Source organism: Hymenobacter pini (assembly GCF_020421205.1).
GTDB classification, from domain to species: Bacteria; Bacteroidota; Bacteroidia; order Cytophagales; family Hymenobacteraceae; genus Hymenobacter; species Hymenobacter pini.
Window position 1 is genome coordinate 1 of record NZ_JAIZZH010000007.1, and the last position, 16,971, is coordinate 16,971.

The following is a 16,971-nucleotide window of genomic DNA, read 5'->3' on the forward strand; positions in this document are numbered from 1 at the left end:
GGGGTGGTTGACAATCGTTGAACATCCACTGACGACAATCTTTAGTAATCCGTTCTGCTGGCTTCAACCACCCCTAACCCCTCCTTTCCAAGGAGGGGAACTAGACGTAGTGTCGTAGTCTGCAACTTGAGTTAGCTGACTCAGCCTGACGTTCTACGTACTCCCACCTTTCACCCTTTGCTCCATGCGTAACCTCTTCTTCGCGGTGCTGCTGGTTTTGGCTGGCACTGCCGCCGCTCAGCAGCTACCTCCTTCGCCCCGCCAGCTCTACCCGGGCCTGTTTGAGGCCGTGCAGTTGGGCCGGGTGTATCCCGATAACAAAACCTTCGTGGATGCCACGGCCAAGGAGCCGCCAGCCGACATCCTGCGGGCCTATGCTCAGCAGAAAGACGCCCCGGGCTTCGACCTGAAAGCCTTCGTGGCGGCCCATTTCACGCCCCCGGCCCCGGCCGGCGGCCAGTACCGCAGCCGGGTAGAAGCGGGCCTGCGCCACCACCTGGATACGCTTTGGACGGTGCTCCAGCGCCACCCCGACACCGCCACCCCGGGCGCCTCGTCCCTGCTGCCGCTGCCGCGCCCCTACATTGTGCCGGGCGGACGGTTCCGGGAGGTATACTACTGGGACTCCTACTTTACCATGCTCGGGCTGGCCGAAAGCCACCGCACCACGGTCATCCGGGACATGGTGGATAATTTTGCCTACCTGCTGGACACCTACGGCTTCATCCCGAACGGCAACCGCACCTACTACCTTACCCGCTCCCAACCCCCGTTTTTTGCCCTGATGGTGAACCTGCTGGCCCAGCAGGAGGGCAACCAGCAGACACTGCTGCGCTACCAGCCCCAGCTGCTGCGCGAGTATAACTACTGGATGGCCGGGGCCGAAACCCTGCGGCCCGGCACCGCCCAGGACCGCGCCGTGCGTCTGGCTGGCGGCGAGGTGCTTAACCGCTACTACGACAGCAGCGACCAGCCCCGGGAAGAGTCGTACGCCGAGGACGTGGCCGCCGCCAAACTCAGCAAGCAGCCCCCGGCCCAGTTCTACCGCAACATCCGGGCGGCCGCCGCTTCCGGTTGGGACTTCAGCACCCGCTGGTTCGGGCCCGACGGGCAGCTGGGCAGCATCCAGACTACCGATTTGGTCCCCGTTGACCTGAACTGCCTGCTCTACTACCTCGAAAACAGCCTGGCTACCACTTACCAGCTGCAGGGCAACGCGGCCCAGGCTACGGCTTTCCAGACCAAGGCCCAGAACCGCAAGAAGGCCATTCTGGCCTACTGCTGGGATGCCAAGGCCAATTGGTTTGTCGATTACAACTTCCGCCTCCGGCAACGCTCCAGCCGGCTCACCCTGGCGGGCACGTTTCCGCTGGAGTTCGGCATTGCCACCCCGCCCCAGGCCAAGCTGCTGGCCGCGGGCCTGCAACAGAACTTCCTCCAGCCCGGCGGCCTGGCCACCACCCGCAGCCGTAGCGGGCAGCAGTGGGATGCCCCCAATGCCTGGGCCCCGCTGCAGTACATGGCCATCAGCGGCTTAGAGCGTTACGGTCAACCTACCCTGGCGCGCACCATTGCCACCCGCTGGATTGAGCTGAACCGGGACGTGTTTCAGCAAACCGGCAAGCTGATGGAGAAGTACAATGTGGTGGATACGAAACTCAAAGCTGGCGGCGGCGAGTACCCGCTGCAGGATGGCTTCGGCTGGACCAACGGCGTTCTGCTCAACCTCATCAACAAATACCAGCCCGACAAGTCGTTCTAACCGTGTTCTGTGGCCGTCACGTCGGTCCTACCTTATCTTCGGGTTAGGCAGGACCGACTTTTCGTTTGCCTTGCCTCAGCCCTCCAATTTTGCTATTAGGCGTGCCCTATCATATCTGCCGCCCTTGGGCGTCTGGTTGGGAGGTACAGTAACTGCAGCAACCTTTTCATACCCTACTCAGGTTCTCCTATGGCTGACTTGTCTGTTTCCCTGCCCGATATTCAATCCGAGGAGGACGTGCGCCGCGTGGTTGACAGCTTCTATGGCCGGGTGCAGAACGATGAGCTGTTGGGGCCCATTTTTGAAGCCGTTGTGCAGGGCCGCTGGCCGCAGCACTTAGCTACCATGTATGATTTCTGGAGCGGCCTGCTGCTGGGTACCGGCCGCTACCGGGGCCGGCCCTTTCCCAAACACCTGACCCTGCCCATTGATGGCCGCCACTTCCACCGCTGGCTTACGCTGTTCGTCGAAAACGTAGAAGCTCAGTATCAGGGACCTGTGGCCGATGAAGCCATTTACCGGGCCGGTACTATTGCGGCCGTATTTGAGCACCGGATTTCTCAGGCCCGAAATCCTTTTCACATTCTCTGAAAAAAGCCGCTTACGAGGTATCCTTCGGGGTTTTGGGCCCGTACAAGCCCCACCTTTTCCCTCACCCTGATGGGCTATCGAGTAAAAAGATTTTTCGCTCATTGGCGAAATTTCCGAAACCTGCGTAAATTCGCTACGTATCCACTCGTCCTACCCCCTTTCGTATGGCTACTTTGACTTCCCTCCCCGATCTGCGCACCGAAGGCGACATCATGACGCTGGTGGATACGGCGTTCAGCAAGGCCAAAAACGACGAGCTGCTGGCTCCCGTGTGCCAGGCCGTAGCACAGGTACACTGGCCCCGGCACCTCACCTCGCTTTACGATTACTGGAGCAGCGCCCTGTTGGGCACCACCCGCTACCAAGAAGGTCAACAGATTCCGCTGCACTCGGCCTTGCCCTCCAAGTGCCTGCAGCGCTGGACGGAAGTGCTGACCAGCACCGTGCAAGAGAAGTTCTCCGGCTCTAACGCCGATAAAGCAATGCATCAGGTAGCTACGTTGGCTTCCAACTCTATCGGCGCCTAGCGCCACCCCGTTTCACCCACCCCCAATTCCCACCCGTTCTCCTCACTCATTCACCCATCCACCCATATCAAAAAGCCCCCCGGACCAGAATCCGGGGGGCTTTTTATTTGCGCGCCAAATTAGGCTATGAGAAATCATGGCGCTTTTTGCGTGCAAAATGAACATCCAAGTACTCCACTATGGACGCAAATCGGCTATACTCATAGCTAAGTAAATAGATTCGTCCACTGTCTTTGAAATCGAAGTGTAATGCCTTGCCTGCACTTCTTCTTCTCAGGTCTTCGGCAACCCACCAGCCAACTAAGGTCTGCATAGACAGATGATGCAGCACTTTGTCCGGCTCCTGTTCCATACGGAAATCCTGTTGGGTAAGCGTCAACGTACGGTGCTTTAAGGTGGATTGGTAGTACCACGGCGAAAGTACCCCGATGAGTACCACTAAAAGCAACCGCCCTCCCAGCGAATCATATATGTGCTGCCGGTTGGCGTCTATTATGATGGCAAGACAGATAACGCAGCTGACAGCTATGATAGCGTAGCAGCCTGCTTTGGTAATGAAGTGGTTTGACTCAACCTCGATAATGTCTTCCTGCATAGCCGATAAACGAAAAACCGTGCCTCCAGAGTAGAGGCACGGCTTTCAAACTTACAAATCCTGACAATTACACGCCCAGTAGCAGGCGGGTCGGGTCTTCGAGCAGCTCCTTCACGCGCACCAGGAACGACACCGACTCGCGGCCGTCGATGATGCGGTGGTCGTAGCTCAGGGCAAGGTACATCATGGGGCGAATCACCACCTGGCCGTTTTCGGCTACGGGGCGCTGCACGATGTTGTGCATGCCCAGGATGGCCGACTGCGGAGCGTTGATAATCGGGGTGCTCATCATGGAGCCGAACACGCCGCCGTTGGTAATAGTGAACGTACCGCCGGTCATCTGCTCGATGGTGAGCTTGTTGTCGCGGGCCAGCGTGGCGAGGCGCACGATTTCCTTCTCAATGCCATCAAACGACAGTTCCTCGGCGTTGCGGATTACCGGTACCACCAGGCCTTTGGGGGCTGATACGGCAATGCTGATGTCGCAGAAGTCGTTGTACACGATGTCGGTGCCATCAATCTGGGCATTCACGGCGGGCCATTCTTTCAGGGCCACGCACACAGCCTTGGTGAAGAACGACATGAAGCCGAGGCCTACGCTGTGCTTCTCCTTAAACTTGTCCTTGAACTTGTTGCGCAGGTCCATGATGGGCTGCATGTTCACCTCGTTGAAGGTGGTGAGCATGGCCGTTTCGTTCTTCACCGACACCAGACGACGGGCTACCGTTTTGCGCAGGTTGCTCATCCGCTCCCGGCGCTGTACCCGGTTGCCGCTGGCCGCCGGAGCAGCCTGAGGCGCGGCAGCAGGAGCCGCCGGCTTAGCCGGAGCAGCGGCTGGAGCCGGCGCGGCGGGCTTGGCCTGGGCGTTCTGGGCGTCTTCCTTGGTAATGCGGCCGTCGCGGCCCGAGCCTTGTACGTCGGCCGGGTTGATGCCTTTCTCACCGAGAATTTTACCGGCAGCCGGCGAAGGTGTGCCGGTGGCGTAGCTGGTAGAGGCCGAAGCAGCCGGAGCCGCAGCGGCGGGGGCAGCCTGAGTAGCGGCCGGCGCGGCAGCAGGGGCCGAAGCCGGAGCAGCAGCACCGCTACCACCCTCAATGCGGGCAATGGTAGCACCAATGCCGATAGTCTCGCCTTCCTTGGCGGCGTGACGCAGGGTGCCGGTGCCTTCGGCGGGCAGTTCAAACGTGGCCTTATCCGATTCCAGTTCGGCAATGATTTCGTCGCGCTGCACCTGGGCACCGTCCTCTTTCAGCCATTTGGCCACCGTTACCTCCGTAATGGATTCGCCCACGGCCGGGATTTTCATTTCCACGGTTCCGCCACCGTTGTCAGCAGCCGGAGCAGCGGGCGTACCGGAAGCAGCGCCGCCAGCGGGCTGTCCGCCGTAGCCAGCCTGGTCGCTGGCTTTGGGGTTTTCCTCGCCTTTGCTCACGGGGTCAGTGGCGGTAGCAGGTGCGGCAGCCGGAGCCGAGGTAGCCGGAGCAGCGGCGCCAGCGCCATCAATTTCAGCAATGGTGGTCCCGATACCAATGGTTTCGCCTTCGGCCACGCGAATTTTCAGCACGCCATCAGCCTCAGCGGGCAGCTCAAACGTGGCTTTGTCAGATTCCAGCTCGGCCAGAATTTCGTCGCGCTTCACGGTGTCGCCGTCGGCTTTCAGCCACTTGGCAATGGTAACCTCGGTGATGGATTCACCAACGGCGGGGATTTTAATTTCCAGACCCATACGTGGGAGTTTTGAGGAGTTTCGGTGGGGAATGTCGTTGAAGGCGTCCTTGCGAGTGAAGTGAGAAATCTAGAGCGGCCATTCGTAGCTACTACCAGATTTCTCACTTTATTCGAAATGACAAGCGGTGCTTAGTCCGTCTTCTGTGCTTTAGCAGCCGTTTCCTTGATGATGGAATCGGCTACTTCCTCGCGGGGCTTGTCGAAGGCGCGAGCTACCAGCTCTTTCTGCTCCTTCACGTGCACCTTGTTGTAGCCGGTAGCCGGCGAGGCCGACGGCTTGCGGGAAATAACGTCTTCCAGCTCGCGGCGCATGAAGCGCAGCAGGTAATTCCAGTAGCCCATGTTCTCGGGCTCCTCTTGTACCCAGTACACCTTGGCTTTGGGGTACTTCGCCAGCTCGGCATCCAGCTGCTTCTTGGGGAAGGGGTGCAGCTGCTCTAGGCGCACAATGGCCACGTCCTTGCGCTCTGACTTCTGCTGCTCTTCCAGCAAATCGAAGTACACTTTGCCCGAGCACAGCAGCACGCGCTTCACTTTCTTATCCTCCACGTACACGTCGCCCAGCACTTCGCGGAAGGTACCGGAGGTGAACTCCTCCACCGGCGACACGCATAGCGGGTGGCGCAGCATCGACTTCGGCGACATTACCACCAGCGGCTTACGGAACTCCCAGGTCAGCTGCCGGCGCAGGGCGTGGAAGAAGTTGGCCGGCGTGGTCATGTTAGCCACGATGATGTTATTCTCGGCGGCCAGTTGCAGAAACCGTTCGGGACGGGCGTTGGAGTGTTCCGGGCCCTGACCCTCGTAGCCGTGGGGCAACAGCATCACGAGGCCGTTCATACGCTGCCACTTGCTCTCCGACGACACAATGAATTGGTCAATCATCGTCTGGGCACCGTTGGCAAAGTCACCGAACTGCGCTTCCCAGATGGTGAGGGCCGTAGGGTTGGCCATGGCGTAGCCAAATTCGAAACCCAACACCCCGTACTCACTCAGCAGCGAGTTGTAGATGCGCAGGGTTTCCTGACCTTCCTCGATGTAGTTCAGGGAGTTGTAGGGGGCCGAGGTTTCGGCATCATGCAGGACGGCGTGGCGGTGCGAGAACGTACCGCGCTGCACATCCTGACCGCTCAGGCGCACAATGTGCTTTTCAGCCAGCAAGGACCCGTAGGCCAGCAACTCGCCGGCAGCCCAGTTGAGGGTGCGCGTTTCGAAGAACATCTTCTTGCGCTCCTCCATCAGCTTTTCAATTTGCTTCAGGGGGCGGAAACCTTCGGGCAACGTGGTCAGGGCCTTGCCTACCTTCTGCACCAGCTCTTCGCTGATGCCAGTGTTCGGCGACTGGTCGAAATCCTCAGGCTTGCTGCGGCGCAGGCTGCGCCATTCGTTTTCGAGGGGCTGGTAGTTGTAGGGCAAGGGCTTTTGCTTCACCATGTCCAGGCGGGCCTGCAGCAGCGCTCGGAACTCCTGGTCCATCTGGTTAGCCAGCTCCTTGTCCACGTCGCCGCGCTCTACCAGCATGGCATTGTACACCTCGCGGGGGTTCTGGTGCTTGCTGATGAGGTTATACAGCGTGGGCTGGGTGAACTTGGGCTCGTCCGACTCATTGTGGCCGTGGCGGCGGTAGCACACCATATCAATAAAGATATCGGCGTGGAACTGCTGACGGTATTCAGTAGCCAGCTGCACGGCAAACACCACGGCTTCGGGGTCGTCGCCGTTCACGTGCACCACCGGCGCGTCGATGATTTTGGCCAGGTCGGTGCTGTAGATGCTGGAGCGGGCGTCCTCAAAATCGGTGGTGAAGCCCACTTGGTTGTTGATGACGAAGTGCACAGTGCCGCCGGTTTTGTAGCCTTCCAGCTGCGACATCTGCGTTACTTCGTACCCGATGCCCTGGCCCGCCACGGCGGCGTCGCCGTGAATCAGGATGGGCAGAATTTTATTGAAATCGTTCTGGTAGCCGTGGTCGAGCTTAGCCCGCACGAAGCCTTCCACCACGGGGTTCACCGCCTCCAAGTGCGAGGGGTTGGGCGCCAGCTTCAGGTTCACGCTACGGCCGCCGGCATCCACTTGGCTGCTGTAGCCCATGTGGTACTTCACGTCGCCGTCGCCCATGGTCAGGTCGGGTACGGCCGTGCCTTCAAACTCCGAGAAAATCTGCTCGTAGGTCTTGCCCATGATGTTGGCCAGCACGTTCAGACGGCCGCGGTGCGCCATGCCAATCATCACCTCTTCCACGCCTAGCTCAGCCCCCTTGCGAATGATGGCGTCAAGAGCCGGAATGGTGGTTTCGCCGCCTTCCAGCGAGAAGCGCTTCTGCCCCAGGAATTTGGTATGCAGGAAGTTCTCGAATACTACGGCCTCGTTGAGCTTGCTCAGGATGCGCTTCTTGTACTCAGCGCTGGGGTTGAAGCTCAACGAGTCCTTCTCCACTTTTTCCCGGAACCAATCGAGCACCTGCGGGTCGCGGATATACATGTACTCGAACCCGATGGTGCGGGTGTAGATTTTCTGCAGGGCCGCTACAATCTCACGCAGCGTAGCCTCCGAGCCCAGGCCCAGCACCTCGCCGTTCTTAAACTTGGTATCGAGGTCGGCGTCGCTCAGGCCGAAGTCCTGCAGATTCAGGCGGGCTTTACGGTCCTTCCGCTCACGCACCGGATTGGTGCGGGCCACCAAGTGGCCTCGGCTGCGGTAGGCGTGAATAAGGTTACGCACCTGAGTTTCCTTGTCGGCGGCAACCGTATCCACGGCGCGGATGGCCCCGGCCTGGTTGGTGCTAGCGGGCGTGGTGAGTACACCTTCGCCATCGGCCTGCGGCACGCCCCCTTCAGGGTACTGCTGCGCGAAGTCGAAGCCTTCAAAGAATTTCTGCCAGCTCACATCCACCGACTGTGGATCGGCTTTGTAGGATTGGTACAGCTGGTCAAGGTATTCGCCGTGTGCGTTGGCGATGTAAGAATAAGCGTCCATGCGGTGGGAGCTGGTGGTGTCAGGGCAAATGTAACTAGTGTGATTAAGAAGTTAAAACTGATATGCGCATACTCAAATAAACTTCACTATCAACACTATACAATTAACATTCGTTTGCTTGAGAAAGGCTGTAATCTATTAAATAAATAGAAAAGCCGTTTCTGCTGGGCAGAACGGCCTTTCTGTACTGAATATCTATGGTGGAGGTTACTGGCCAACGGGAAACTTGAAGATGGTATATGGCTGGTCCTGCTTGCCCAGACCTTTGTTCCAGGTAGGCGTTTTGTGAATGGCGGAAGTTGTCACGTACAGCATCTTACCGTCGCCGGAAAAAGCGAATGTATCGGGCCATTCCAGGCGCTCGTCCTGCACCACCAGCTCAATCTTGCCAGCGGGCGTGCGGCGCTTGATGGAGTGGTCCTCAAAGGTGGTCATGTATAGGTTATTCTGGGCATCGATTTCCATACCGTCGCAGGCGGGCACTTTGCCCAGGTCTTCGATCTGCTGAGCCAGCTGCGCGTCTGACAGCGCCGGGTTGCGTAGCGCTTCGGTCTTGATGCGGTACAGGTTGTAGCTGGTCAGGGGCTTCCAGTAGAGATACTGCATATCCTGGCTTAGGGCAATACCGTCGGCGTTGAAACGGGCCTTGTTGCCGCTGGGGTCAATCAGCTCTTTGCCGTCGGCCTTGATGTTGAGGGTGGTATCGGCCAGCATCGAGGGGTGCTGGTTCAAGAGCTTGCGCGCCTTGCCCGACTTTAAATCTACCACTACTAGGCTACCCACGCCCGACTCGGTGATGTAGGCGTACTGGTTTTGAGTATCGATGCGCACATCATTGAGGTAAGACTTACGCGGGGCCACGCTTTCCGGGAAGCTGATATTCTGGACCACCTTATTGGTCTTGGGGTCAATCTTGACCAGTTTGGGGCCACCGGGCACGGTAGCTTTCAGACCGGGCGAGGCCGGGTCGAGTACCCATAGCATGCCGGTTTTATCGGCATACACGCTTTGCGGGCAAATCCAGTGCTTCTGGGGCTCATTGCGCACGGTTTCGTTCCAGATGCACCAGTTGGCATCGGGGTACCCTTTCACCGAGCCATCCGGTAATACTTCGGCCACTGGGTTTACAGGGTTATCATCCCAACGCGGAAAGTCGGCGAAGACCCGGCCATCGGGCAGTACGGCCACACCCACCATCTGGGGCTCCCGAAACTGGGCAACTACCTGCAACGGAGAATTAGCCGCTGCCTTCGGAGCCGCCGTAGCGGACGTATCAGCAGCAGCCGTGGGCGCAGAATTACTTCCTGATTCAGTAGGTGACGAACAGGCAACAACGGCTACGCCTAATACTCCCAGGGCTTGACAGCCGAGGAGTTGGCGGGAGGAAAAACCTAACATGAGCGAGGGGGTTTGGTTGTCAATACGCGCCGAGAGCTATACCACGGCAGAAGCTTGCTACTTCTTTACGCCCGATGCCGCCGCAAGTTCCTGCTCAGCTTATAACCTATGGCTGGCAGCTTGCGTAAGGCAGGGGCCGTAGCGTAAAAACGCCGCATCCTTTTTTACTAACATTATTAGCAAGCACTGAAAATATTGATTAAAAAATTATTCTTACCTTTGACCCCTCCAAAAGGACAATATTTTACAAGTGCAATTAATTATAACATTTGTCTATATTTAAACCACCCTTCATCTTCAATCGACCTGTTTTCGGCGCTTTTTGCCGCTTACTATACACCCCAAGGGCTTTTTTCAGCTGCTAACGTGGCTAGAGCCTTCCCACTAGCCGAGTCGGGCCGGCCGTCCAATCTCTCCGGACAATAAGCGAGAGTCCACGAACCCAATCGTCATGTCCATTGCGTTATTCTTACTGACTTTTCTCTTCCCTCCCCGCACCATTTCTGTTCCGGCTTTGGCGCTGCCCTCCACGGTTGCCAGCCTGAGTCCCCGCCCGGTGGCCGTTGCCATACCGGTATTGCCCGTAAAAAAGGCTCCCCAGACGCTGTCGTACCGTGTAACGGCCACGACCTACTGGCCCGAAGTGGGCCAGACCGATGATAACCCGATGGAAACCGCCGATGGCTCCATCATTCCTACGCGGCACTCCAGCAAAACCCGTTGGCTGGCCGTTTCCCGCGACATGCTCGACAAGTGGGGAGGTCCCTTCCACTACGGCGACAAAGTGCATGTACGCGGTATTTCAGATGCCCTGGACGGCGTCTACACCATTCATGATACTATGAACCGCCGCCACCGCCATTGTGTAGATGTGCTGGTGAATGAGCGGGAATGCAAAAAAGGGCTGGAAGGCCGCTGGCCCAACATCCGGATCAGCAAGGTTGCTCCCGAGCCTGCTTGGGAAGCCAGCTAACTTACTGACTCCCACCTATTACCCTGCTTTTTCTGTTATCCTAGGCTTCCGGGTACCGTAGCAAGTGCCGGGGCTCTCCATCTGCATCATACAGGAAGGAAAGGGGCTCAGCCGGGTTACTCAGAATATCCGTCAGCGGAATCTGCCACCGTTTCCACATTTCCAGCAACGACTGCGCGTAGGCACTGTTCTCCCACGGGTTGAAAATGTCGCCGGTTACGTCGTCAATCAAGGTATCCATCACCACCTCCTGGTCGCCGGGTTTTAGGGCGCGGGGGTAGTAGTCGGGTACTACGTTCAGCAGATACGCTGCATAATACACCCGGGCTTTAAACTCAGCAATCTGCACCGGGTGCAGCGGCCGGTACGCATCCTGATACACCCGGCGCATGGCCTGCCGGATTATGCCGTTATCTACTAAGCACGCCACCAGCACGGTTTCATCGAGCTTGATGCTGAAGGCAATGGTGCTCAGGTCGTCATCGTACTCAAACGGAATAGTATCTTTCTCGGGAGCGGCTTCCAGAATAAACAGGGAGCCGGGCGTGAAATCTTCGTATTCCATGGGTACCCGCAACGCCTGAAATGGCTGATAAAAGGCCTGAAAACGGCGCAGCAGCTGCGCATTTTCAGCCAGCGGGTACTGCGGCTTCGCCAACGGGTCCATTTCCGTGAGTAGCTCCGTGACTAATACGCCGTAAAACATCTTACCCAGCCACAAAAACAGCGTCTGCTCATCCAGTTGCCGGAAGCCCTGCAGCCCTTCGCGGGATGCCAGCTCAACGCGGGCCTCCAGGGGCTCTACGTGCTGAGTCCGGCAGCGCGGGCAGCAGGCAATGCGCAGGTGCTGATACTGCACAATACTCATATCCAGCAACTTAATTTGCCGCTCCTGCAAATTATAGCGCATCATCAGCCACTCGGCAAACACGGGCACGGTATCCTGCGGAGGGCTGGTAGGCGTACCACACAGGAAACACTGATGCATGCTGAAGCGCATCCCTTCAAACGGATCGTACAGTGTGAGGTCGGCGAGCGGCTGGTATTCGGACATAGCTGAGAAAATCAGAAGCGCAAAAGTACGGCGGCCGGTAGTGCGGCCGATGCGGGAAAGAGAAGAATACTACCCTGCCTGCCAATTGTTTGCCCGAAGCACAAAAGCCCTGACTACGTAGCGTAGCCAGGGCTTTTTATGTAGCTGGTACCGCGCCGGTTAGCGCGACAGGGTGGAGCCTAGCTTGATGAGTAGCTTGCCGAGCTGGGCCAGCGGGCCGCTGTAGTCATCAGACGTTTCCTCGGCTACTTTAGAGGTTTCGGCCCCCAGAGTAGCCAGCGTTTCGGCCAGGTCGTGAGCTTGGGTGTCGGAGGCTGAGAGTTGGGCACGCAGGGTGTTGAGCTCCTGGATGATTTTGGCCAGCCCCGGCCGCTCAGAAGCCCGCAGAACTTCCGTCCAGCGGTCAATTTCCGTTAAACCCTGCGGGCCCGATTTGTCGGGGGCCCCGGCGTTGAGCAGGTTCAGGGTATCATCGAGCAGGGCCGAATTTTGTTGATCGGTTACGTCGAGCGGAATGGTGGGCGTGGGCGTCGACTGCGGGGTGGAGGCAATGGAATCCATAAGTATGAGCGGCAAAAGGAGTTACTGGATAAGTATAAACGGCTATACTTGTCCAGTCCCGGAAAAGTTGGCATATCCTGTGCCCGTACCGCCCGTACAACCCCCGATATTTCCGCTTGGAAGCTGCCCGACGCAGTTTCCGCCGCTTGCTTATGCTGCACACCTATCTGTTTGCCCCCTTTTCTTCTCCACCCCGCGGTCAGCAATTTGAAGCCATAGCGGCGGCGCTACGGGCCGAAACCAACGCTCCCGCTACGTTGCTGCTGGGCAACCTAGCCCTAGCGCAGACCGGCCAGCTGGATGCTGTGGTGCTACGGCCGCGCAGCATTACTATTCTGCAGCTGCTACCCGCCAATGGCCAGCTAACCGCCCCCGATTTGCGCACGGGGCCTTGGTACCTGGATGGTACGCCCCTGGAGCTACCCGACGACCACCACACGCCCTTCACGCGGTTTGAGGAACAGCGGGTGGCACTGGCCGATTGGCTGGAGCAGTATCTGGCACCGGAGGCGGCTAACCTGCAGTTCATCAGCGGGCTGGTGGTATTTGGCGGCTCGGTGCGGTTTGGGGCGGAAATTGAAGCACACATGGCGGCCATCCCAGCCGCCTCCCAGTTTCATCTGCTGCCCGAGCCGGCCCAGTTTACCCGCCGCCTGGCCCGGCTGGCTACCCCGGAAATTGATCTAACAGAACCGGAGTTGGAGCAACTACTTGCCGAACTGGAGCAACCCAACCAAGCCGCACCCCCGACCGGCCCCGCAAGCACCAGCGACCTACTGCGCCAGAAAGCCGGGCAGTTGTGGCGGTGGCTGGGAGCAGAGGATATGGACCAGCTGGACCGGACTTCTACCGGTTACGATCTTGACCTGAATGCCCGCAGTCAGGAAAAACAGGACCTGGAGAAGCTACGCAGCCAGTTGCAGCAGGATTTGCAGCAGCAGCTGAGCGCCCTCACCGCCAGGGAAGCCGAGCGGGAGCAGCGCATTGCCGAGCTGCAGCGCCAACTGCAGGCTGCCCCCGTAGCCCCCGAAGCCCCCGACCTGCAAGCCCAGCTGGCCGCCGAAAAACGCGAGAAGGCGGCCTTGGAAGCATCCATGGGTACGTACCGCCAAGAGCTGGCTACCCGTAACGCCGAGCTGGGCCGCAAGATTCAGCAGCTGGAAGACCTGATCAGCCGACTGTCGACAGCACCGGTGCCGGCAGCGGCACCGCCAGCTGAGCCTGCTCCGGCCGAGCCAGCAGCGCCGCTGCAAGCCGCCGCACAGCGCCCCTCTCCCCCACCTCCGGTGGCCTCCCAACCAGCCGCCCCAACCGCACGGGCCCAGTGGGGACGACCAACCAGCGCAGTAAGCGGTATAGCCGGCTGGGGCCGTAAATGGCCTTTAGTGTGGCGCCGCCTCAAGCAATACGGCACAGCCACGCTCGGGGCTCTACCCTCAACCCAGGCCCAATGGCTGAAGCCAAGTTTGCTGGCCGGGACCGGAGTAGTGCTGCTCGGGGGTATTCTGCTGCGCTGCAACCGCACCGATACCCCAACCACTTTCACCCAACAAGGCCAAGTTGGACTGCTGGCCACCGATGGCGACACCCTACTGCCGGCTCGGTACGCGGCCATTGGGACGTTTGATGAGGACCGGGCAGTGGTAGAACAGGGCGGAGTATTTGGGTTCATTCAGCCGGATGGTACTGAGGCTGTAGCCCCCGCCTATGATGCCCTGTACCCGTACGCTGATGGATATGCCCGCGCCCGTGTGGGAGGGTTGTACACGTTTCTGACCAAAGATGGCCAGGAGTTCAGCACGTACTATTACGCCGCGCGGGACTTTGCCGAGGGCCGCGCCGCCGTACTCGACCACCGAGGCTGGCACTACATCAGCGGCCCCGATGAGCCGACTGACCCGGTCATTTTCCAGGAGGCGTACTCGTTTAACCAAGAACTGGCCCGCGTAAAAACTGGAGGCCGCTTCACCTTCATCAGCCCCGCGTACCTAGCCGATACCACCGAGGGCACGGCCCCGTTTGGCCGGTATACCAACGCCACCGATTTTGATGCTCAAGGCCGGGCCCGGGTAACACAGAACGGCCGCACCTACTGGCTTAACCGCCAAGGCGAGGAAGTGCAGCAGTAAGTGCGCGCCAGTGGTTAGCGGCCGTGCTTGCGGCCCTTGTGCTTACCGTGCCCTTTCCCATGACCCTTTGCCCAGCCCGGGGGTCCGGGCCACCGCATCAGCAGCACTTGCCCCCGTGGCGCTCCATTCGGGCTGGCCAATTGCAGGCGGCCATTAGTACCGCGCCCCACGGAAGCCAACTCGCCCAGCAGCGTGCATCCTTCGCCGTCGGGCAGCTCGGTGCGGCTACCATCGCGCTGCACCACAAACCCGTCGCGGGTAATCAGTCGGCCGTTAGGCAGCTGCACATCGTGGGGCATGGGGCGGATTTCGCCGTTGCGAATCAGGTACATGGTACCGTCGCGGCGCTGGAAGCCATCATTGGCCTGGGCCCAGCCCAGCAAGGGCATAACCAGGAGTAATACAGTGCAGGTGAAGCGCAGAAGCGGGAGCATACTTATCAATTAAAATGGCTACTGGAGCGCCGGCTAGCATACGGGCGCTTAGCGCGCAGGTTAGCTACCAAATCCAAAGCCAAAATTCTGTAAATCTGGGTGGGTTACTTTCCGGGTCTACTGCTCATTAAGTCCTGAACCACTTGCTAGCGTGGCCCTTTATCCCCTTTATCCCTTACCCAGTTTCTTCGTCATGAAAACCATCTTCAAATCCCTGTTTGTTGCTTCGGCCATTGCATTTGCTGCTACCTCCTGCACGGAGAAAGGCAAGGAGGATGCCAACGCCGCTGCTGCTCAAACCGAAGCTGCCGCTGAAAACGCCGGTGACGCCGCCGCTGCTGAAGCCAACAATGCCGCTGCCGCCACCGACGATGCCGTGGAAAGCGCCGGTCAGAAAATGGACGCCGCCGGCGAAAAAGCCGCTGCCAAAACCGAAGCAGCCGCCGATAAGGCTGCTGCCGAAACCAAAGAAGCCGCTGCCAAAACCGAAGCTGCTGCCGACAAAGCTGCCGGCGACGCCAAAGCTGAAATCAACGCTGCCCAGAAGCGCTAAGCGTTTTTCAGAAATCAACTGACAAAAATGCCCTCATCCATACCGGATGAGGGCATTTTTTTTGCGGCTCAATCAGCAATAGAAAGCATCAGGCAACGGGGGCTGTTTCCACTACGCCTGCCAATTCTAGCAATACCTGATAGTAGGGCCGGCGCTGAATACGGGCCCGCAGCCAGCTGAAAAAGCTCAGGGCCTGCAAATCTTCCTGTTCCAGGGCGACAAACGCCGGTAGATTATTGGCCCGTTCGGCAAACTCAGCGCGGCTAACGGCATCGGGGTCCTCAATAATATCGCGCACCAGCTGCAGGTAGCCCAGTACCGCCGCATAGCCGCCGCCCGTGGGCCCGAACCGTTCCTTAATAAGCCGCTCAATGGCGCGCAGGCGGTTAAGGGCCAAATCGGAGTTGCCGAGTTCCAGCTGAATCAGCATTTCGCCCATGTTGCGGTTGAGCACCCACTCCACCCCCATTTCCTGCTCGCACCAGTGGTCGGTGCGGCCGATGGCCAGCAGGGCTTGGTTGGCCCGTTGAAATTGCCCTTCGGCAAAGTAGTGGAAGCCCAGCCCCAGGCGGGCCGTCAGCTGCTCGCGTGGTGGCAGCGTGGTTTTGAGAATTTCCTCCAGCAGCCGGATGCTTTCCGCGTTGCGGCGCAGAAACGCGTAGTTGGCCGCTAGCAGAAACGTGTAGCGGGGCCAGAAAGCAGCGCCGCGTAAACGGGGACCTTCCTCCAGCAGCTGCCGCAGCCGCTGCAGATACTCAATCGACTCCTGGAAGCGGCGGGTACGATACAGGGCGTGCGCAATCATGTAGAGCAGGCCCAGCTGCGCCTCCCGGTGGGCCGGCTGAAACCCGTGCCGCTTTTCCATCAGGTGGTAGCAGCGCATCACGAAGGGCGCAAACGTGAGGTAGTCGCGGCGCACGAGCATGGCCGCCCGGGCAATGGACATCAGCCGGTAGAGTAGGGCCGGCCGGCGGGCAAAGGCTTCCTGTAAGTCATATTCGCGCAGCACTTCCTGCAGAATCGCATCGAACGACTCGGCGGCGCGGCCTTTCACGCGGGCTTCGCGCAGACGCTGGCGAATGAGGCTGTCGGCAATGTTGGCGCGTTCTTCCTCATCGGCGGCTTTTTTGTTGAGGTTACGGCGGCGGATAATGTCCAGCAGATCATCGGCGTATTTGCTGGCGACCTGAGCAATTTGCAGGTTATACACCGTGTTCAGGAGCTCGTATTGCTCGTTTTGCAGGGCCAGCTTCTCAGCTTTGCGCAGCACGTTCCAGGCCAGGCGCCCCACCCCTACCTCAAACAGGTATTGGGCCAGCGTGAGCAGCCCGCGCACCGAGGAGGCCGCCGTGAGATCTTGCTGGCGCTGGCGCAGCAGCAAAAAATCGGTAAGGTGGCGCATGAGGCGCTTGCGCAGGGCGTAATACGCCACGGCATTGGGCTCCTCAGGGTAGAGACGTTCCAGCAGCTCCTCGGTGGAATACTCCTTCTGGTGCAGCAGCAGGTCACAGAGGCGCACGTCCATCCGGCCCTTCTGCTTGCGCCGCTGCCGCTGAATAAACTGTCGGAACTCCTTACGGTCATCGGCCGAAAACGTGCTCAGGGTAGTTCTTAAATCATCCATGGTGGTAACGATAGATTGGCTATATACAGAAGCCCCCGGCCACATCCAACAAGTCTGATTTATTTT

Annotated in this window: 14 protein-coding genes; 6 read left to right on the forward strand and 8 right to left on the reverse strand. The window is 59.0% G+C overall.

All coding sequences use genetic code 11. From position 1 onward, the window contains the following. The first annotated feature begins 184 nt into the window (after positions 1-184). From treF to LF252_RS20845, 3 genes are all read left to right on the forward strand, one after another. Complete coding sequence (gene treF / locus LF252_RS20835; RefSeq protein ID WP_226271529.1) at positions 185-1,762, forward strand: alpha,alpha-trehalase TreF; 1,578 nt, start codon at positions 185-187, stop codon at positions 1,760-1,762. A 189-nt stretch (positions 1,763-1,951) separates the two neighbouring features. Then, a complete protein-coding gene (locus LF252_RS20840) occupies positions 1,952-2,353 on the forward strand; it encodes a group III truncated hemoglobin (RefSeq protein ID WP_226271530.1) in 402 nt (133 codons plus the stop codon). Between the two features lie 164 nt (positions 2,354-2,517). Next, on the forward strand, positions 2,518-2,880 hold the full coding sequence (locus tag LF252_RS20845) for a group III truncated hemoglobin (protein WP_226271531.1): 363 nt from the start codon (positions 2,518-2,520) through the stop codon (positions 2,878-2,880). Between the two features lie 124 nt (positions 2,881-3,004). Here LF252_RS20845 and LF252_RS20850 read toward each other — a convergent pair whose 3' ends face one another. From LF252_RS20850 to LF252_RS20865, 4 genes are all read right to left on the reverse strand, one after another. Further along, positions 3,005-3,475 carry a hypothetical protein gene (locus tag LF252_RS20850; RefSeq protein ID WP_226271532.1) on the reverse strand — a complete coding sequence of 157 codons (471 nt, stop codon included), beginning with the start codon at positions 3,473-3,475 and terminating at the stop codon, positions 3,005-3,007. Positions 3,476-3,542: 67 nt separating this feature from the next. After that, the gene (odhB, locus tag LF252_RS20855; RefSeq protein ID WP_226271533.1) at positions 3,543-5,201 is read right to left on the reverse strand and encodes a 2-oxoglutarate dehydrogenase complex dihydrolipoyllysine-residue succinyltransferase; all 1,659 of its coding nucleotides are present in this window, start codon (positions 5,199-5,201) and stop codon (positions 3,543-3,545) included. 131 nt (positions 5,202-5,332) lie between these two features. Next, on the reverse strand, positions 5,333-8,179 hold the full coding sequence (locus tag LF252_RS20860; protein WP_226271534.1) for a 2-oxoglutarate dehydrogenase E1 component: 2,847 nt from the start codon (positions 8,177-8,179) through the stop codon (positions 5,333-5,335). Positions 8,180-8,386: 207 nt separating this feature from the next. After that, entirely contained in the window at positions 8,387-9,577 is a 1,191-nt protein-coding gene (locus LF252_RS20865) for an SMP-30/gluconolactonase/LRE family protein (RefSeq protein ID WP_226271535.1), read from the reverse strand. A gap of 451 nt (positions 9,578-10,028) precedes the next feature. On the opposite strand from LF252_RS20865, the gene LF252_RS20870 reads away from it, so the two are divergent. Then, entirely contained in the window at positions 10,029-10,550 is a 522-nt protein-coding gene (locus tag LF252_RS20870) for an RlpA-like double-psi beta-barrel domain-containing protein (protein ID WP_226271536.1), read from the forward strand. 40 nt (positions 10,551-10,590) lie between these two features. Here the strand turns inward: LF252_RS20870 and LF252_RS20875 are convergent, their stop codons facing one another. Next, positions 10,591-11,604 (reverse strand): hypothetical protein, encoded by a 1,014-nt coding sequence (locus LF252_RS20875; protein WP_226271537.1) that lies wholly within the window; start codon positions 11,602-11,604, stop codon positions 10,591-10,593. Positions 11,605-11,763: 159 nt separating this feature from the next. Then, positions 11,764-12,165, reverse strand: a complete 402-nt coding sequence (locus LF252_RS20880) for a hypothetical protein (protein ID WP_226271538.1) — start codon at positions 12,163-12,165, stop codon at positions 11,764-11,766. A gap of 152 nt (positions 12,166-12,317) precedes the next feature. Here LF252_RS20880 and LF252_RS20885 point away from each other — a divergent pair, with 152 nt between their 5' ends. After that, positions 12,318-14,294 (forward strand): WG repeat-containing protein, encoded by a 1,977-nt coding sequence (locus tag LF252_RS20885; protein WP_226271539.1) that lies wholly within the window; start codon positions 12,318-12,320, stop codon positions 14,292-14,294. 14 nt (positions 14,295-14,308) lie between these two features. Here the strand turns inward: LF252_RS20885 and LF252_RS20890 are convergent, their stop codons facing one another. Further along, the gene (locus tag LF252_RS20890) at positions 14,309-14,728 is read right to left on the reverse strand and encodes a DUF6799 domain-containing protein (protein ID WP_226271540.1); all 420 of its coding nucleotides are present in this window, start codon (positions 14,726-14,728) and stop codon (positions 14,309-14,311) included. A 193-nt stretch (positions 14,729-14,921) separates the two neighbouring features. Between LF252_RS20890 and LF252_RS20895 the strand changes: the two genes are divergently transcribed. Further along, positions 14,922-15,281, forward strand: a complete 360-nt coding sequence (locus tag LF252_RS20895) for a hypothetical protein (protein WP_226271541.1) — start codon at positions 14,922-14,924, stop codon at positions 15,279-15,281. 88 nt (positions 15,282-15,369) lie between these two features. Here LF252_RS20895 and LF252_RS20900 read toward each other — a convergent pair whose 3' ends face one another. Beyond that, entirely contained in the window at positions 15,370-16,905 is a 1,536-nt protein-coding gene (locus LF252_RS20900; protein ID WP_226271542.1) for a tetratricopeptide repeat protein, read from the reverse strand. Positions 16,906-16,971 lie beyond the last annotated feature (66 nt).